This is a genomic window from Klebsiella scottii, from assembly GCF_036561945.1.
GTDB lineage: Bacteria > Pseudomonadota > Gammaproteobacteria > Enterobacterales > Enterobacteriaceae > Klebsiella > Klebsiella scottii.
Map to the genome: position 1 here is coordinate 2,324,308 of NZ_JARXNI010000020.1, position 16,735 is coordinate 2,341,042.

18 protein-coding genes and 1 riboswitch are annotated in these 16,735 nt (G+C 54.4%); of the genes, 11 read left to right on the plus strand and 7 right to left on the minus strand.

The window, feature by feature from the left end; all coding sequences use genetic code 11:
- Positions 1 to 61 precede the first annotated feature (61 nt).
- The 4 genes from QFI97_RS18620 to QFI97_RS18635 form a co-directional block, all read right to left on the minus strand.
- On the minus strand, positions 62 to 601 hold the full coding sequence (locus QFI97_RS18620; protein WP_346431768.1) for a cytochrome b: 540 nt from the start codon (positions 599 to 601) through the stop codon (positions 62 to 64).
- Entirely contained in the window at positions 598 to 1,653 is a 1,056-nt protein-coding gene (locus QFI97_RS18625) for a catalase family peroxidase (protein WP_346431769.1), read from the minus strand. The genes QFI97_RS18620 and QFI97_RS18625 overlap by 4 nt, the downstream gene beginning before the upstream one ends.
- A gap of 343 nt (positions 1,654 to 1,996) precedes the next feature.
- A complete protein-coding gene (locus QFI97_RS18630; RefSeq protein ID WP_346431770.1) occupies positions 1,997 to 3,646 on the minus strand; it encodes a sensor domain-containing protein in 1,650 nt (549 codons plus the stop codon).
- A gap of 156 nt (positions 3,647 to 3,802) precedes the next feature.
- Positions 3,803 to 4,588: an HAD family hydrolase gene (locus QFI97_RS18635; RefSeq protein WP_095095996.1), complete on the minus strand. Its 786-nt coding sequence runs from the start codon at positions 4,586 to 4,588 to the stop codon at positions 3,803 to 3,805.
- 460 nt (positions 4,589 to 5,048) lie between these two features.
- Positions 5,049 to 5,123, plus strand: a riboswitch (Fluoride riboswitch).
- 42 nt (positions 5,124 to 5,165) lie between these two features.
- Here QFI97_RS18635 and QFI97_RS18640 point away from each other — a divergent pair.
- The 4 genes from QFI97_RS18640 to crcB are packed head-to-tail and all read left to right on the plus strand — an operon-like array spanning position 5,166 to position 7,626.
- Positions 5,166 to 5,459, plus strand: a complete 294-nt coding sequence (locus QFI97_RS18640) for a hypothetical protein (RefSeq protein ID WP_346431771.1) — start codon at positions 5,166 to 5,168, stop codon at positions 5,457 to 5,459.
- Between the two features lie 3 nt (positions 5,460 to 5,462).
- Positions 5,463 to 5,891 carry an adenine nucleotide alpha hydrolase family protein gene (locus tag QFI97_RS18645; RefSeq protein WP_095095993.1) on the plus strand — a complete coding sequence of 143 codons (429 nt, stop codon included), beginning with the start codon at positions 5,463 to 5,465 and terminating at the stop codon, positions 5,889 to 5,891.
- 14 nt (positions 5,892 to 5,905) lie between these two features.
- Positions 5,906 to 7,192 (plus strand): phosphopyruvate hydratase, encoded by a 1,287-nt coding sequence (gene eno / locus QFI97_RS18650; protein ID WP_346431772.1) that lies wholly within the window; start codon positions 5,906 to 5,908, stop codon positions 7,190 to 7,192.
- A 59-nt stretch (positions 7,193 to 7,251) separates the two neighbouring features.
- A complete protein-coding gene (crcB, locus tag QFI97_RS18655; RefSeq protein ID WP_095095986.1) occupies positions 7,252 to 7,626 on the plus strand; it encodes a fluoride efflux transporter CrcB in 375 nt (124 codons plus the stop codon).
- 435 nt (positions 7,627 to 8,061) lie between these two features.
- On the opposite strand, the gene QFI97_RS18660 is transcribed toward crcB, so the two are convergent.
- The 3 genes from QFI97_RS18660 to QFI97_RS18670 are packed head-to-tail and all read right to left on the minus strand — an operon-like array spanning position 8,062 to position 10,855.
- On the minus strand, positions 8,062 to 9,069 hold the full coding sequence (locus QFI97_RS18660) for a FecCD family ABC transporter permease (protein WP_331835609.1): 1,008 nt from the start codon (positions 9,067 to 9,069) through the stop codon (positions 8,062 to 8,064).
- Positions 9,066 to 10,022, minus strand: coding sequence for an ABC transporter substrate-binding protein (locus tag QFI97_RS18665; RefSeq protein ID WP_346431773.1), 957 nt, complete (start codon positions 10,020 to 10,022; stop codon positions 9,066 to 9,068). The genes QFI97_RS18660 and QFI97_RS18665 overlap by 4 nt, the downstream gene beginning before the upstream one ends.
- 23 nt (positions 10,023 to 10,045) lie before the next feature.
- Positions 10,046 to 10,855, minus strand: a complete 810-nt coding sequence (locus tag QFI97_RS18670; RefSeq protein WP_346431774.1) for an ABC transporter ATP-binding protein — start codon at positions 10,853 to 10,855, stop codon at positions 10,046 to 10,048.
- Positions 10,856 to 11,142: 287 nt separating this feature from the next.
- Between QFI97_RS18670 and QFI97_RS18675 the strand changes: the two genes are divergently transcribed.
- The 7 genes from QFI97_RS18675 (at position 11,143) to QFI97_RS18705 (ending at position 16,727) form a co-directional block, all read left to right on the plus strand.
- Complete coding sequence (locus tag QFI97_RS18675; protein WP_346431775.1) at positions 11,143 to 11,472, plus strand: NIPSNAP family protein; 330 nt, start codon at positions 11,143 to 11,145, stop codon at positions 11,470 to 11,472.
- Positions 11,473 to 11,519: 47 nt separating this feature from the next.
- Positions 11,520 to 11,936 (plus strand): hypothetical protein, encoded by a 417-nt coding sequence (locus QFI97_RS18680; protein ID WP_095095938.1) that lies wholly within the window; start codon positions 11,520 to 11,522, stop codon positions 11,934 to 11,936.
- 389 nt (positions 11,937 to 12,325) lie between these two features.
- A complete protein-coding gene (gene deoC / locus QFI97_RS18685; protein WP_095095935.1) occupies positions 12,326 to 13,027 on the plus strand; it encodes a deoxyribose-phosphate aldolase in 702 nt (233 codons plus the stop codon).
- A 57-nt stretch (positions 13,028 to 13,084) separates the two neighbouring features.
- Positions 13,085 to 14,014 carry a ribokinase gene (locus tag QFI97_RS18690; protein WP_157349072.1) on the plus strand — a complete coding sequence of 310 codons (930 nt, stop codon included), beginning with the start codon at positions 13,085 to 13,087 and terminating at the stop codon, positions 14,012 to 14,014.
- Positions 14,015 to 14,019: 5 nt separating this feature from the next.
- Positions 14,020 to 14,520 carry a D-ribose pyranase gene (gene rbsD, locus QFI97_RS18695; protein WP_095095929.1) on the plus strand — a complete coding sequence of 167 codons (501 nt, stop codon included), beginning with the start codon at positions 14,020 to 14,022 and terminating at the stop codon, positions 14,518 to 14,520.
- 12 nt (positions 14,521 to 14,532) lie between these two features.
- Positions 14,533 to 15,579, plus strand: coding sequence for an alcohol dehydrogenase AdhP (gene adhP, locus QFI97_RS18700; protein WP_331835613.1), 1,047 nt, complete (start codon positions 14,533 to 14,535; stop codon positions 15,577 to 15,579).
- Entirely contained in the window at positions 15,576 to 16,727 is a 1,152-nt protein-coding gene (locus QFI97_RS18705) for a mandelate racemase/muconate lactonizing enzyme family protein (RefSeq protein ID WP_095095923.1), read from the plus strand. The genes adhP and QFI97_RS18705 overlap by 4 nt, the downstream gene beginning before the upstream one ends.
- The last annotated feature ends 8 nt before the right edge of the window (positions 16,728 to 16,735 follow it).

Sequence of the window (16,735 nt, forward strand, 5' to 3'; positions counted from 1 at the left end):
AAACAGTTCGGCACGGTTTTGCCCGGCGGCTCGATAGCGCCTTATCCCCGACCTCACTCTCTTATCGCCTGCCGCTCCCGGACATACTTTCAAAGACGCCGTCGCGGCGCACTAAAGCATGAAATAGCGCGGCGGCCAGATGCAGCATCACGGTAATGAACAGCAGTAGCGCAACCGCAGAGTGCAGCGGGCGCAGGAGCGCATACCAGTCGTTATTCACCGGCGCGACAGGCGGTAAAACAAGGGCCCCGCCGACGGAGACCGGATACCCCGCCGCCGACTGCATCGCCCAGCCGATGAGCGGCTGGAGGAACATCATCGCGTACAGTATCCAGTGCGAGAGATGCGCCAGCCGCCGTTGCCAGGCGGGTATGGCAGCCGGCAGCGGCGGCACGGCGGTGTAAAAGCGCAGCCACAGCCGCACCACCACCAGCAGCAGGATCATCAGGCCCAGCGGTTTGTGAATCGACACCAGCAGCGCATGCAGCGACGAAACCGTTGAAACCATCGCCACGCCAATAAACAGCATCGCCACGATTGCCGCGGCCATCAGCCAGTGCAGCCAGCGCAGCGCCGGATGAAAATGGGTTACCTGTTTCATAAGTGGGCTCCTGACCGTTGGGACTGCTCGCGGGTGCGCGCGTTATACGATTTGGCGTAGGCCGACGAACGCGCGTTGAGTAAAGGATCGTCCGACGCGGCGATCCCGGCCGGCAGGATCAGCGGATCGTAGTTGATATCGTTGCATGGGCCGTTCTCCTGCGCGCTGGCGCTTACCAGCTCGAGGGTACCGGCATTGACGGTTTGCCGATCGTCAGGCCAGAGTTTAGCCGCATCGTTGCTCGCGTCGCCCGCCTGGGCGACGGTGATCATCAGATCCCACCGCAGCGGTCCCTGAGCCAGGCGCTGTGTAATATCCTGCTGCAGGAAATCTTTATTACTTTTATCCGCCTCGCTAATGGGCTGATAGCCGGTATGCGGCACCATGCTCCAGCGAACCAGATGCTCGGCCCCCGTCCTGTCGATAAAACGGAACGCGTTCAGGCTGTTATAGCGATCGCTCGCCCAGCTCGATGAGGGGACGTACTGCTTCGCCCAGGCCAGATAGCGCTGCAGCTGGGGGTGCGAGCCCACAAACGCCTTCAGCTTTTCCGGGTCCGGCTTGCCGGTTGCCGGATCGGGCAAGGTGACCGTTTGCAGCTCGTAGAACTCTTCAACGGTGGAAACCGGGAACAGCGGCATGGCGTTCATCCCCGTCCGCCACTGCTCCCCGTTCCCCTGTCTGAACTCCAGCGCCATGCTGCGTACGGGAACGGCATAATCCGGCGCGTTGGGGTTGCCGCCGGCGATGGCAAAGCGGCCCGTTACCGGCGTTTCTCCGGCGGCGAACAGCGCTGCGCGCGACAGCGAGCTGGCGTTGCCGTTAGAGATAAAACGCCCCACCACGCATACGCCTTTGGCATGATTGCGACGAAAGCCAGGATGCTCGCCGCCCGATTTTTGCAGGACCGTCACCAGCTTGTCCGCGCTGAGACGATTCGGCGTCAGCCAGCCGCCCGCCCACAGAAAGAGCAATATTACGCCTAAAGGAATAAGACCAACTAACAGCAGACGCGCTATTTTTTGGCCACCGGAAAGTGAAGAGGTTGTCATATTTTCGCTCACACTATTAACATTGCACCCACAAACAAATACGCGAGAAACGATTCCCGCAGGACAAAATCTTATTGCTGCAAAACCGCGTTAAGGGCCGAGGCTTGCGTTTATTAGCCGACCCGCAGTGGTCAGAATCGGGTAGTTTTATGCGGCCGGCAAAAACAACCTACTAGTTGGTAGATAAAATGTCAATGCCATCACGCTTTCCCCCGTCGGGAACGCCGGCGTTTTTCATTCGGGGAGTTTCAGTCGAGGGACGAACCGCAGGAGAAGCCGGCTTTCTGCCGGCAGGCAGGCCTCTCGGGCCTGCTCGCAGCGTAGAGATGAAGAACCTGAGAGCCTACTTTTTTAATTGCTCAATAATCGTCGGCTTGCCAAAAAGAAATCCCTGAACTTCTTTACAGCCTTCATCTTCCAGAATTTTCAGCTGTTCGAACGTCTCAACCCCCTCGGCAATCAGCGGGGTGTTAATCGATTTACTGAGTGAGATCACCGCTCTCACGAAGGAGCGAACTTCGGAGTCATTCTCAATGTTTTGCAGAAAGCTGCGGTCCATTTTGATGAGGTCGAAATGAAATTCACGCAGCATGCTAATGGAGGAGTAGCCGGTTCCGAAATCATCGAGGGCGATACTGATCCCCATATTTTTTATTTGATAGAGAACGTTAAATACCAGCTTTTTATCGACAATAAACGCCGTCTCCGTCACCTCGAACTCAAGGAGGCTAACCGGGAAACAGGTTCTCATAAGAATGCCGCGGACATTGTCTATAAAATGGCGATGCCGCAGCTGCACCGGAGAGATATTTACCGAAACCTTCTTGTGAATCTTGTTCACTAACGCTTCGCGGCACACCTGCTCTAATACCCAATAGCCCAAGGGTATAATCGTTGCGCTCTCTTCCGCGACGGGAATAAATTCGTCAGGGTATATCAGCCCGAGTTCCGGATGCTGCCAGCGTAATAAGGCTTCATACCCCGTAACCTGCTGCCCGGAAATTGAGTGTTTTTCCTGATAATGGAGATAAAACTGGCCGTCTTTGATCCCCTGCCTGATATCTGAAATCATCTGATTACGCTTACGCGTTCGTTCATCCATTTCAGGCTCGTACCGGCATACCTTGTTGTCGATATCAGATTTGGCACGATACATCGCCAAATCTGAGTTGCTAATTAAGGTGTTAATATCGGAACCGTCGCGCGGGAAAATAGAAATCCCAATACTGGCGATGACTGAAACCGAAGTGCTGGCAAAATTGTGCGTTCCGGTAAAACAGCCCTGCAGTTTCTCGATAAAGAGGTCGAGGTCTTCGGCGGACTCAAACGGCTTTACCGCCACAAACTCATCGCCGCCAAACCTCGCCACGAGTTCATCATTCTTGACCATTTTAGTCACATTAGCCGAGACTCTTTGCAGGAGGAGGTCGCCAATAAGATGACCCTCAACGTCATTTATTTCCTTGAACTTATCAAGGTCTATAGTAAAGATCGCCAGCTGCGTATAGTTATTGCCCGCCATCAATCCTTCGACAAACGCAAAGAATGCCACCCGGTTAGGTAGCCCGGTAAGAGAATCATACCTCGCCATCCACGAAAGCTTATCAATCACTTCCTTATGCTCGGTAATATCCCGGGTTATTTTGGCAAAACCCAGTAAAGTACCATCATCATTTCTGATAGCGTCTATTACGACGTGCGCCCAAAAGGACGAACCATCTTTCCTGTAGCGCCACCCTTCTCCCTCAAATTTCCCGGTTTTCAGGGCGATCGCCAGATTTCTCGCCGGCTCTCCCGATTGCTGTTCGCCTTCGCTATAAAATATGCTGAAGTTACTGCCAATAATCTCTTTGCTGGAGTAGCCCTTAGCCCGGCGCGCGCCTTCATTCCAGCTGGCGATCGTGCCATCCAGATCCAGCATATAGATAGCATAATCTTTCACATTTTCAACGAAATGACGATATGAAATATCAGTTAACATTATGTTATCCATATAAACCAACCCAGAGGCGTAGCAGTATGCATGACAGAATCACAGGAGAAAAACGTGCAAATATGTTAATCACAATGTAACCCATCGCTACAGCTCTTTCCACAAGCATCTCTGACCAGTGGTTTCGCCGCCTCGGGCGCGGATGCAGAGGATGCTTTACTGGCCTATCCTGGCATTAAGAATCCTAAGCGCGCCATCCACAAATCCCTCTCCACCGGGGTATTTGCTAATCCAGCTGGGCAAAGCAGGCATTTCCTGTAACACTTTATTGACGGTGCTCATTCCTAAGCTTTTACGATAATACCGAAACATAGGCGCGTCATTGAGCGAATCGCCGCTGTAGTAGACAGAGGCTTGCTCATCTTGTTCTCGCAGAGCATAAAATTGCTGCAGAACTTTTCGGCTCATAGCCAGCTTGTCATACTGCCCCAGCCAGCCTAGCAGCCATAAATTATTAATGGTGTAACAGCAACCTTGTTGACGTAATTCGTCAACAAGCTGTTGTGTTTGTACAGGGGAATCAGGGAGCCTGAACGCAATACTGGTAAGGCGAAACTCCTGATCGTCAGATACCCGTGTCCATGGAAGCTTAAGCTGAATTATTTCCTGAATATCAGTGAGCCGTTGTTTATTGTTTAAAAACGCGGCCTCATGCCAGTAGTATCTCTGCACGCTATGACCGTCGGCGTTACGGGTGAGGAATAGCCCTCCATTTTCGGCAATAACGCCATCTACCGGCCACATTCTGGCCATTTGATCCGCCCATCCGGCGGAGGCTGCAGTCACAGGAATGACTTTAATTCCAGCATCCTGTAGCAGCTCAAGGCTTTCATAAGTCCGCGCCTGTAACCTTCCCCGATAGGTTAGCGTTTCATCCATATCGGTTAAAACAAAACGTATATCTCGTAGCTCTTCATTCTTTACGTCATCAATTAGTAGCATAAATCCTCCTTTTTTTGATACTAATATAGTTTGAGGGATAAGATTAATACCTGGTTCGCATTTGATATTCCTTACCGGCTCCGATGCCGGGCGTTCGCTATCGCTAATATCCGCGAAATTTATCACTAGCGCGTAGGGTATGTATTAAATTTATATACCCTCGACAGCAACACCCTGATGAGAGAATAATTCAGATAATAGCAAAATAAGCATCAGATTAATATTTAACCACAAATGGATATTAACCGTACAAATAATCACGTAACGATGTAGGGCGTCGATTTGAATATGGTCCCCTCGCATCCAGGCCCCTGCGAAGGCCACTTTTATTAAATGTCACCGGATGCGAATAAACTCAACCATCGGTAAAAATCCCGATCGCTCCGCCGCCATAGCGGAAGAAAAACCGCCCCCTCGGCATCAATAAATATTGATTTAGCGAAAAGCGTCATATAAGCTCAAATGACAAGGTGATGGTGTTCCACCTTTCCCAACCGCCGGTTCTGTTGAACCGGATGATGACGCCTGATATACAACTGTTGCTGTTTCCTTTTAGGCATGTATGTCAGGTGTTGCTATGCAAAACATAATTGATTTTTCTGCACTTCCCACGGCTTTCTCATCTGAAAGCGGCGCTCCCGTTCGCGTTTTTGTCCATGACAATCCTGACGGCAACACGCCCTGCCGCGCGCCGGTTATTACCGGCTGGCTCGGCCATACCATCAGGCCCGTAAGGCCCTCTCATCTCGGGGAAATGCCCTCGAAAACCCAGTACATTCGGCCAAAATCCGACGTGACTCAGCCAGCTCAGCTGCAGGAAAAAGACGATCTTCCTTCGCTAACGCTTCGTTTCGCTTCGACTAAGGGGTGAGCTATGCACATCTACCGGCACGCATTGTTACTTGTTCAGAATGAAACCGACGGGCTGCTGCTGCTCCGACATGCTGAACGCCTGGCAAAAGAGACGGCAATCCGCATCACGGTTGGCCATCTCAGCGCTGATTATCGGGAAATGGAGTACACCAGTGATTCACTCATCAAGGACCGCCAGTCGCGGGAAATTATCGATGCAAAGGAGATGCTGAGCCGCCTGGTGGAATCCTGCAGTATTGATATCAAAGTCAAATCCCTCGTCAGTATTCATCGCTTCAGAGACGTTGAAGACGTGGTGCAGCATGAGGATATCGATCTGGTCATGCTGGGGCATAAAAACCGCCTGTTCGGGGTGTATTCCTCGTTCTCGTGCGAATTTATCAACCACCTCTGCGTTGATGTACTGATTAAACATATACCTGCTCCTTAAAATAAGGTCATTGTATGAGCTATGAAATCGAAGGTGTAATCGCCAGAGAAATTCTGGACTCCCGGGGTAATCCAACCGTAGAAGTGGAGGTGACCTCTGCTGATGGCCGCGTTGCGCGGGCGTCAGTGCCTTCCGGCGCCAGCACGGGTTCCCGTGAGGCTATTGAGCGTCGCGACGGCGACGGGCGACGTTTTGGCGGCAAGGGAGTGCTGGATGCCGTGCACAGCATCAATACGGAAATTCACGATGCTCTGCGGGGCTACGACGTCCGCCGGCAGAAAGATATCGATAGCCGTCTGATTGCCCTGGACGGGACGGAAAATAAGGGCCGGATAGGCGCCAACGCCATTCTCGGCGTCTCGCTGGCGGTGGCTCGTCTGGCCGCACGGCTATCCGGTATCCCGCTGTACCGCTATCTGGGCGGCATCGGCGCTAATCTGCTGCCGGTCCCCTGCATGAATATTATTAACGGCGGGGTTCATGCCCGCTGGCAAGGCGCCGATTTTCAGGAGTTTATGATTGCGCCCTGGGGGGCCTCCTCCGTACGTGAGGCTATTCGCTGGGGTAGCGAGGTGTATCAGAATCTGCGTCAGGTTTTACTTGAAAAAGGCCTCTCCACCGGCGTGGGTGACGAGGGGGGATTTGCCCCGGTGGTCTCCTCCAACCGGCAGCCGCTGGAGCTGATTGTCGAAGCCATTAAGAAGGCCGGCTACCGGCCTGGCGAAGATATCGCGATCTGCGTGGACCCGGCATCCAGCGAGTTTTATAAAGATGGGAAATACACCCTGCGTACGGAAAATGCGCAGCTCAGTGCCGAGGAGATGACTCGTTACTATGAGCAGCTGGTGGAGGAGTTCCCGATTGTCCTGATTGAAGATGGCCTGGCGGAAGATGACTGGGCTGGCTGGAAAATCCTGAGCGACGCGCTGGGCGATAAAGTCGAGCTGGTTGGTGACGACATTTTTGTGACTAACGTGAAATACATTCAGCGCGGCATTGATGAGAACCTGGCCAACGCGGCGCTGATTAAGCTCAATCAGATCGGCACCCTGAGTGAGACGATTGCGGCTGTACAGCTGTGCCAGGACCACGGCTGGGGGACCTTTATTTCGCACCGCAGCGGGGAAACCGTGGACAGCTTTATTGCTGATATGACCGTAGGACTTCGCGCCGGGCACCTGAAAACCGGCGCCCCCAGCCGCGGGGAGCGGATTGAGAAATACAATCAGCTGATGCGAATTGAAGATGAGCTGGGCGATGCGGCCGTCTTTGCGGGTAAGTCCGCCTTTAAAAAACGCTAACCCCGCGGCCGCTCTCCTCTGGAGTCAGCGCCGACGCTCCCGTATATCTGTGAGGTTTTATGTATAAATCATTATTCGCGGTGGTTATCGGCGGATCGCTGGGCTGCGTGATCCGCTGGGTACTCTCCATGCGTCTTAATGGCTCCTTTCCTAATCTGCCGCCCGGTACCCTGCTGGTTAACCTGATTGGCGGCTTTATTATCGGACTTGCTCTGGCCTTTTTCGTCAGGCAACCGCATCTTGATCCGGCGTGGAAGTTTTTTATTACCACCGGGCTGTGCGGCGGCATGACGACCTTTTCCACGTTTTCCGCCGAGGTTGTGGTGCTGCTTCAGAACGGTAATTATTCGTGGGCCATCATTTCGGTACTGGCGCATGTCTTTGGTTCACTACTGATGACCGCTGCCGGCTTTTTGGTCATGACGGTGATATAGAGGAAATATCTCCGTTCTTTCTGTCGAGGAGCGGAGAATCAGCTATCTGCCGTTATTCCGCGCACTCAGGTGCCGGAGAGAAAGATTCATTAAGCGCGACCAGCTCGTCCTTCGGCTGAAGATTAATGATCTCCCGCATGCGGCTGCCCTCTTCACATTTGTTTATGGTTTTGCGGCGGCGGATGGGTAAAGAAGCGATCCTTACCTACGCAACGAATGCGGATGGAAGAAGAAAGATACCGTAATGCATGACTGCGGGGTGATTAATCCGTCGTGAATTTATCGCTCATCGCAGATGCCTGTAAATAATCAGACAATGCCGGCAAGGCGCTGTGAATCGACAGGTATTTGATGATTGAAATTGAAAATATCCATTTATCAATACACCAACCCGATAAGATAAAAACGCCAGGCCGGTGCCCGGCGTTGATAGGTTTATGAACGGCTTCTGGCCAGCAGGATAATAATAAACAAGCCGCCTATTCCTGCAGTAATGATCCCAATCGGCAGCTCCTGCGGGGCTAACAGCGTCCTGCTGACGATATCGCCGCCGCACAAAAGCGCCGCCCCCCATAGACCGCATAAAGGAAGCAGCAGCAGATGCTTAACGCCGGAAAAGTAGCGGCACATATGCGGAACCATCAGCCCGATAAAGCCAATCACCCCGGTTAAAGCCACCAGCAGCGAAGTTGCCAGCGCACAGCAGAGGAAAACCTCCATCCGCAGGCGGCTGACGTTAATCCCCAACGACTGCGCCGTTTGCTCACCGGCCAGTAAACCATCCAGCGAGCGCCAGCGTAACAGAATAAAAGCGCTGAGAAATAGCAGGCTAAATATGGCATAAGGTAAATTATCCCAACGCGCGAGACCGAGGCCCCCCAGCGACCAGAACAGCACCGAACTGGCGGCCCGCTGATCGCCGGAGAAAATCAGATAGCTGGTCAGCGCACCGAATAAAAAGGAGATAGCCAGCCCGCAGATCACTAAGTGTTCGGCGCCACGCTGCTTTTTAAAATGGAACAGCAGCATCACCGCCACCGCGGAGCAGATACCGCCGACAAACGCCGATACCGGCAGCGTCAGCGCGCCAAGCCGCTCACCGAATCGGGTAATCACCAGTACCGCCCCCGCCGAAGCGCCGGAGGAAAGTCCGAATAAAAAAGGATCGGCCAGATCGTTGCGCGTGGTGGTCTGCAAAAGCCCGCCAACCATAGCCAGCACGGCTCCCGCCAGCACCGATAGCAGCGTTCTTGGCACACGTAAATCAATGACGATGCGGCTGACCATCTCAGAAACCGGCACATCAAGAAGCCGTAAGGCACCCAGGACCTGCTCCAGCGATAGCGGCGCGCTGCCTTTGGCAACGCTGAGCAGCATCAATCCGGCTAATACTGGCACAGCGCCCCACATTGCCCAGTAGTAGCGACATTGAGTACCACTCATTGGTTGGCCGCTGGATACATCGCATGAGCCAGTTTTTCGGCCGCTTTAATATTTGCCGGACCAGGCGTCAGTTCAGCGTACTGCAGCTTCAGATAACGCTGATTCTTCACCGCCGGAGTCTGCTTCATTAACGGATGATTTTCGAGGAAGCGACGCAGCGAATCCGCTCCGCTACCGGTCTGATAATCAAGAAGAATAATAAAGTCGGGCTCTGCCGTCGCGACGCTCTCCCAGGAGGTTGTTCCCCAGCTGATATCCAGCCCGTCCATCACGTTTTTGCCCCCCGCCGCTTCGATAATGGCGGTCGGCATAGCGTATCGACCGCTGGTAAAGGGCTTATCTTCGCCAGAATCATAGACAAACACTTTCAATGGCTGAACGCCTGGCGGCGGCTCAGGCAGCTCATCCAGCGTTTTTTTCCAGCCATCGACCAGCGCCTGCGCCTCATGCTGTTTGCCGAAAATCTTGCCCAGCGTCAGCTCATCGTTATACAGCAGGTCCATGCTTGCTTTGCGCTTATTGTCAGCGGTAAATACGCAGCTCTCGCTCAAAACAAATGTCTTGATGCCGTATTTATCGAGCACGGAAGGCGTGACCTCTCCGCCGACTTTCATCCCGTAATTCCAGCCCGCGAAAAAGAAGTCGGGATTAGCCGCCAGCAGCGTTTCCAGAGAGGGATATTTAGGCGCAAGCTCGGGAATTGAACCCATCTCCTTTTTAAATTCCGGGGTCATTTTGTACCAGCCGGTAATACCGGTTAACCCAACGATACGGTCCTGCAACCCGAGAGCAAAAGCCATTTCAGACATATTAAGGTCGTGTATTACCGCCCTTTTCGGCGCTTGTGTAAACGTCACCGGCGTCCCGCAGCTGTCAATGGTGACGGGATAATCAGCAGCGTTTGCCGCGGAAACGGATAGAACAGCCATCATGCCTGCAAACCATTTATTCATTATTCTTTGTCCTCAGAAATTTATTACGCATAGCCTGGAACCTCAAAAATCCGCAGCGCCTTCCCGGTCTCAGGATGCGGTACGGTAAAGCTGGTCACGCCGAAAACGGGATAAAGCTGTTTCGAAACAAGCACGCGCTCCGGCACATCCCAGGCCACGGCGCGCCCTTGCGATAAAAGCAAAACGCGGTCGGCGAAGGATTCAATCAGTGAAAGATCGTGCAGTACCGCGACTACCGTGATCCCCTGGCTTTTCACTAGCGAGAGCAGTTCCACCCGGCCCGACGGATCAAGATGGTTGGTCGGCTCATCCAGCAGCACCAGTTTTGGCGACTGGGCCAGCACCCGCGCCAGCGCCGCCCGCTGCCGCTCCCCGCCGGATAACGCAGATAGCGGACGCTTGCGCAGCTTCTGCAATCCCGTATCGTTAATGGCTCGGGTCACGATGGTTTCATGTTCACGACGCGACATATCCCGGGCGTGAGGAATACGTCCGAGAGTGACATAATCCTCAAGAATCAGCCGCATATCCGGGGCATCATTCTGCGCGAGGACTGCAATCTGCTGGGCCCGCTGCTGCCGGGTCAAAGCCGCAACGGAGCGACCGAATAGCCGTATGTCGCTATCCCGCGAAGTCAGCTCCTGATCGATCGCCCGTAATAAAGAGGTTTTCCCGCTGCCATTCGGCCCAATCACCGCCAGGCACTCTCCCCTGCCGGCATTAAAATGAATGCCGGAGAGAAGCTCCCCGCCGCCGGGTCGCGGCAATGATTCAATATTGACGCTAAGCACCGGCTCAACGGCCGTACCACAATTTGTCAAACGCTCCTCCATTAGCAGGCTCTTCGCCGCTCTTCAGAGCGAATTGCCGGCCCATCTTTTTTCATCTTTTACTCCCTGGAACAGATGATAATAATGATCATCTAAAAAGAAAGGTGAATAGCCACATATTTCACAATGATTTATTGTTATGTTATAACATAACAATAAAAGACGGAGGTTTGCAACCTGCTCTCATGACCTGACCGGCGAGAAAAGTTAAAACATTGGTGGTTGTCCAAAGAGTACCGCTGTGCTGTATTGCTACATCACTAACGTGATTTCAAAAGGAAACGTTCAGGATGAAAACGGTTGAGTTTTTGCTGTACACCCTAAAACCCGGCACCGGAGAAGATTTTCACCAGATTATGCTGGAGCAAAGTGCGCCTTGCCACCGTGCCGCCGGAATGGATATCGTCTCTTTTGGTAACTCTGTCGAAGACAAAGATGCTTACTATTTGATTCGCGCCTATGGCGATCTAACTCATTTAAAAACTTCGCAGGAAGCCTTTTATCGCAGCCCGGCGTGGCGCGAAGGCCCACGTCAGGCCATTATCGATAAAATCATCGTCAGCATAAAATCAACGATGGTCCTTAGCACCGGCGCTGTTGACGGTCTGCGTTCTTGCTGACTTTAATTATTTCACCGCATTGCCTTAAATTATGGAGAGTTTGCAAAATGGAAAAAAAATACCTGCTGGCGCTAATCATCCTCAGCCAGCCAGCACTCGCTGATACAGATTATGACAAAGCCGTTGCCGCTTATATCGAATATAACTGCGATTACAATGCCAAAGCATTAAAAAAAGAGGGTTCGGCAACCCCCTATAAAGAGCTGATTGCGGCCTGCAGCAAGGGGGCTGATGATATTAAAAAGTTCGTCACCGACTGGCCTGACTTTGGAACAAACGAAGGGATTATGGCATTTCAGGGTACAGTGGCTCCCTACGCCCATGAGGCGACAGCCGAAAGTGCCTATAAAAATCAAATTTATCAGTATGGCGTTGGCTCGTGGGGGATAGGATATATCCAGAGCGCTGCGGCAAAAGCGAATACGATCAAACAGTGGAAGCAAGGGAAATTCAAAATAAAATAAAACCTCGCATTATCGTATAGAAAGATTTTGCGAGACCGGATCTATTATCATCGTATTTCTGCCGGGTGGAGGCCCATGCCTTGCCCGGCCGACAAAACAAGCCATATCAATTGAATAAGCCTCGACTATAAGGCTCCAACGAGCAATGCCTGGCAGGCATTCTGAAACTCCTTATTTTTTTGCCTGATTGCAACCCGCCCTCCTCAATCGTTTTCCTGCGCTGTCCGCCGGCTCATTTTGCCAACTCCCTCACAAAATTATCCGTCTGAAAATTCTGTCCATATGGCCGGGACTCTTGCCTATCACGCCTTTTCCGCCAGCTCCTTACAGTAAGCCCATGTCATTCACATCGTAACCTATGTTTTTTCAGCCAACAGGAGTAGTGGTACATGATCGATTTTAATGATCCCCGCCAGGTCGCAAAGGCCATTCAGTTCACCAACGTCAACCCGGACCTGACCCGCGAAGGGCTTATTCAGCATCTCAACATCTGTATGGAGTATCAGTTTGATGCGGCAATGATCGCGCCGTGCTGGGTCGCCGTCGCCAAAGACGTCCTGAAAGGAACCGGTATTCGCGTTGCCACCACCGTGAACTTCCCCCAGGCCAACGATACGACAGCAATGAAAGTCGCCGTGGTGAGAGAACTGGCAAAAGAAGGCGCCGATGAATTTGATTTCCCGCCCAACCCAGGCTTTTTGCTCGGCGGAATGGATGACCTCTATTTCAACGAGCTGAAAGAGGTGACCCACATTGCCCATGACCTGGGAATGAAAGTCAAAGCGATGCTGGAGTTTGGCTTTATCACCGAAGAGGTGATGAAAATCAAAGCCACCCGCTACGCCTACGAAGCAGGTATTGACTGGGTGAAACAATCCAGCGGCTGGGGCAAAGGCGGCTGCGCGGCAACGGTAGAAGATGTCCAACTTCTCAAAGCCAATATCCAGGCCCCTTGCCGGGTCAAAGTATCCGGTAAAGTGAACACGCTTGAGAAGATGAAAGAGATGTTCGTCGCAGGCGCAGAGCTGGTTGGCACCAGTTCCGGCCCTGAGCTGGTGAAAGGTCTGGTCGGCGACATCAACGCCTATTAACCGAAGAGTACCGCCGGTAACGGCGGTACTACGCCCGCACAATTTAAGGAGTATGTGATGAGTGTATTTATTCTCGGCAGTTATGCAAAAGCCCTGGTGATGACGGCCGAACGCATACCGCTGGCTGGTGAGACGCTAATCGGACATGACTTTCGTCAGACCTGGGGCGGCAAAGGTTCCGATATGGCAGTGCAGGCCGCCCGCCTGGGGGCGGATGTGGTCTATAGCGGCGTGGTCGGTAAAGATACGTTCGGCAATGAGTTTGTTGAGCTGATGCTTGAGGAAGGGATCAATATCGACGGTCTCACGTTGACCAACGAGTTGCCGACCGGCGCTGGCCTGATTATTAAAGATAAAGAAGCGCGCAACGTGATTGTGGTTGATATGGGGGCCAACAAACTGTTTACCCCGGCGCTGGTGGATAACGCTCTGCATCAGATAAAGAGCTGTGGCGTGGCGCTGGCTCAGCTGGAAATCCCGCTGGAAACCGCGCTCTACGGGCTAAGACGCGCAAAATCACTGGATAAAATCACCATTCTCAACCCGGCTCCGGCCAGAGACCTGCGCGGCCTCGACCTGAGCGCCATTGACTACCTGACGCCCAATGAAACCGAAGCCCGCGTCGCGCTGGGCCTGGCGCCGGACGACGCCCGCAGCAACCGGGAAATCGCCAGTATGCTGCTTGAAACCGGCTGCCGCTATGTGGTGATGACGCTGGGCGAAGCGGGGTCCGCCGTTTTTGGCCCGCAAACCACTCAGGAGATCCCGCCCTGCCAGGTGGATGTGGTTGACAGCAACGGCGCGGGCGACAGCTTTAACGCTTCCCTCGCGGTGGCGCTGGATGAGGGCCTGCCGATAAGCAAAGCGGTACTGTTCGCCAACGCCGCGGCGGCCCTGTGCTGCTCTGACTGGGAAACCGTCCCCTCTTATAAATACCGCACCGATGTCGACGCATTTCTGCAATCTCACGTCGTGACCGAGGAATAATAACAATGAGACCCGATAGAATCTTACACCCTGAACTTGCCGCCGCTCTGGCGACGCTCGGCCATACCGATATCGTGCTGGTAACCGACGCAGGGTTTCCAATCCCGGCCGGAGCGAACCGTATCGACCTCGGACTGTGGCCCGGCACCGTCGATGTCCGCGACATCCTGCGCGTGCTGCGAACGGAGATTTTCGTTGAAGAAGTGCATTTTGCCAGCGAAGTCCGCGACTGCCACCCGCAGCTGTATCGCGAAGTACAAACTATCTATACCGGCTCTGGCGCGGCGTTTTACGCTGCCAGCCACGAAACGCTGTGCCACGAGATCGCGCACAAAGCCAGGCTGGTTATTCGCTCCGGATCGTTCGAGCCATGGGCGAATTTCGCTCTCGTCGCCAGCACCGATCCTTTCGCCTGGTTTACCGACGATTCAGGCGTGCAGCCCCTGCCCGCTTACGTCGCGCGACGCCAGCGCATGACCGACAACGCTGTACCAGAACTGAGCTGACGGGAGGCAATGATGAAAGCAGCAGTAGTCAGTGAACGTCATCCAGGCCAGGTTGAGATTCGTCAGATGGCGGTTCGTCCTTTAGCTTCCGGCGAGGCGCTGGTGGACGTGGAGTGCTGCGGCGTCTGCCATACCGATCTCCACGTCGTGCAGGGCGATTTTGGCCCCGTTCCCGGTCGGGTTCCGGGCCATGAAGGGATCGGCATCGTTCGCGCCGTCGCCGACGACGTGACCAGCCTGACGCCCGGCGACCGGGTCAGTATCGCCTGGTTCTATGCAGGCTGCGGAGTATGTGAATACTGCGTCAGCGGTCGGGAAACCTTTTGCCGCAGCGTAAAAAACGCCGGTTACAGCGTCGATGGCGCGATGGCCGAGCAGTGCATCGTAAAAGCCGACTACGCGGTAAAAGTCCCCGAAGGCCTCGACCCGCTGATTGCCAGTAGCATTACCTGCGCTGGCGTGACCACCTACAAAGCCATTCGCGTCTCCGATGTTCGTCCCGGACAGTGGCTGGCCATCTGGGGTGCCGGTGGTTTGGGCAATATGGCGATCCAGTTTGCCCGCCACGTTTTTAACGCCCGCGTTATCGCCATCGATTTGCAGGACGACAAGCTGGCGCTCGCCCGCGAGTGCGGTGCGGAAATTACCCTCAACCCCAGCCGGGACGACGTTCCCGCACGCATCCAGCAGATCACCGATGGCGGCGCCCATTGCGCCGTGGTGGTTGCCGTGGCGCGCGCCGCCTTTCACCAGGCCGTCAATAGCGTCCGCGCCGCGGGCAAAGTGGTTTGCGTCGCCGTTCCGCCGGGCGATCTGGACCTGAATATCGTCAAAACCGTACTCGATGGTATCCAGATAGTCGGCAGCCTGGTGGGCACCCGCCAGGATCTGGCGGAGGCTTTTCAGCACGCGCTGGCCGGACGCGTTCGCCCGGTGGTACAGACCCGCAGGCTGGAAGAGATCAATGCCATTTTTAACGAGATGGACAACGGCACCATCCAGGGACGCATGGTGATTGATTTACGCACGTCGCGGCAAACAGAGGAGTCAGGCGCATGAAGATTACCGGCTGGCGCACGCTGAAAACCTGGCACCGCTGGGGGCGGCCGATTGGCGATGTCAACGGCACCCTCACCTCAGGCGTCACTGAAGTCCCGGTGTTGATCCTCGAAACCGATGAGGGCATTAGCGGTATCGGCGTCGGCGGACATGCGGATATTGCGCGCATTTTCCCCGCCATCGAAGGCGAAGATCCGCGTGCGGTGACGGCGCTCTACGACCGAATGCAGGCCTGGGTCTTTAAAAGCGGCCATACGGGCAGCGTTTTTGGGGCGATCGGTGTCGTCGATATGGCGCTGTGGGATTTGAAGGCCAAATGCGCCGGGGAGCCGCTCTGGCGTCTGCTCGGCGCGAGAAGCCCGTTCGTCCCCGGATATGCTTCGGGGCTGGATTTCCCGCTGTCGCTGGAGGCGTTAACCGCGCTCCATCAGCGTTTCGCCGAGCGTGGATTCAGCGCCTTTAAGCTCAAGGGCGGCCTCGACGTTGAACAGGATTTACAGCGCCTGCTGGCGGTGCGCGAAGTGTATCTCGCTAACAGCCCTTCGCCGGTGATGATGATTGATGTTAACGAATCGATGAGCGCGAAACAGGCAGTGCGCTACGTCAGTCGTTTGCAGGAAGCGCTGGATCTGAGCTGGATTGAAGAACCCGTGCGCCGCTGGGACGCCGCCGGACACGCCGCCATTCGCCAGCAGGTGCGCTGCGCGGTGGCTACCGGGGAGAACCTCACCGGCCTGGAACAATTTCTGCCGCTGCTGAAAGAGAATGCAGTGGATGTCCTTCAGGCAGGCATGTGCTGGGGCATCACCCACTTTTTGCGCGTCGCCAACCTGGCGCAGGCGTTTAGCCTGCCGGTCAGCCCGGTCGGCTACAACGCCAATCCGGTGGCCCACGCGGCGGCGGCGGTCAGCAACCATCTCAGCTGCGAGATACAGGATCTCACCTTCCCGAACGGATTACGCGTGGATCAGCGCATCGAAAACGGCGGCATCGTACTGGGCAACGAACCGGGGCTCGGGATCGCCATTGATGAAAACGCATTACAGCAACAGCAAAACGACGGCAACTGGACGATAGCTCAGGGCCCGCACGTCAGGCCCGAACGCGCGGGGCTGCGCCTGAGCCTGCGGACGCCCGTCGACGATTAATCATAATG

Bases quoted from the DNA above. Each gene is read 5' to 3' on its own strand.
- QFI97_RS18620 (WP_346431768.1), bottom strand. From the start codon at position 601: ATGAAACAGGTAACCCATTTTCATCCGGCGCTGCGCTGGCTGCACTGG.
- QFI97_RS18625 (WP_346431769.1), bottom strand. From the start codon at position 1,653: ATGACAACCTCTTCACTTTCCGGTGGCCAAAAAATAGCGCGTCTGCTG.
- QFI97_RS18630 (WP_346431770.1), bottom strand. From the start codon at position 3,646: ATGGATAACATAATGTTAACTGATATTTCATATCGTCATTTCGTTGAA.
- QFI97_RS18635 (WP_095095996.1), bottom strand. From the start codon at position 4,588: ATGCTACTAATTGATGACGTAAAGAATGAAGAGCTACGAGATATACGT.
- QFI97_RS18640 (WP_346431771.1), top strand. From the start codon at position 5,166: ATGCAAAACATAATTGATTTTTCTGCACTTCCCACGGCTTTCTCATCT.
- QFI97_RS18645 (WP_095095993.1), top strand. From the start codon at position 5,463: ATGCACATCTACCGGCACGCATTGTTACTTGTTCAGAATGAAACCGAC.
- eno (WP_346431772.1), top strand. From the start codon at position 5,906: ATGAGCTATGAAATCGAAGGTGTAATCGCCAGAGAAATTCTGGACTCC.
- crcB (WP_095095986.1), top strand. From the start codon at position 7,252: ATGTATAAATCATTATTCGCGGTGGTTATCGGCGGATCGCTGGGCTGC.
- QFI97_RS18660 (WP_331835609.1), bottom strand. From the start codon at position 9,069: ATGAGTGGTACTCAATGTCGCTACTACTGGGCAATGTGGGGCGCTGTG.
- QFI97_RS18665 (WP_346431773.1), bottom strand. From the start codon at position 10,022: ATGAATAAATGGTTTGCAGGCATGATGGCTGTTCTATCCGTTTCCGCG.
- QFI97_RS18670 (WP_346431774.1), bottom strand. From the start codon at position 10,855: ATGGAGGAGCGTTTGACAAATTGTGGTACGGCCGTTGAGCCGGTGCTT.
- QFI97_RS18675 (WP_346431775.1), top strand. From the start codon at position 11,143: ATGAAAACGGTTGAGTTTTTGCTGTACACCCTAAAACCCGGCACCGGA.
- QFI97_RS18680 (WP_095095938.1), top strand. From the start codon at position 11,520: ATGGAAAAAAAATACCTGCTGGCGCTAATCATCCTCAGCCAGCCAGCA.
- deoC (WP_095095935.1), top strand. From the start codon at position 12,326: ATGATCGATTTTAATGATCCCCGCCAGGTCGCAAAGGCCATTCAGTTC.
- QFI97_RS18690 (WP_157349072.1), top strand. From the start codon at position 13,085: ATGAGTGTATTTATTCTCGGCAGTTATGCAAAAGCCCTGGTGATGACG.
- rbsD (WP_095095929.1), top strand. From the start codon at position 14,020: ATGAGACCCGATAGAATCTTACACCCTGAACTTGCCGCCGCTCTGGCG.
- adhP (WP_331835613.1), top strand. From the start codon at position 14,533: ATGAAAGCAGCAGTAGTCAGTGAACGTCATCCAGGCCAGGTTGAGATT.
- QFI97_RS18705 (WP_095095923.1), top strand. From the start codon at position 15,576: ATGAAGATTACCGGCTGGCGCACGCTGAAAACCTGGCACCGCTGGGGG.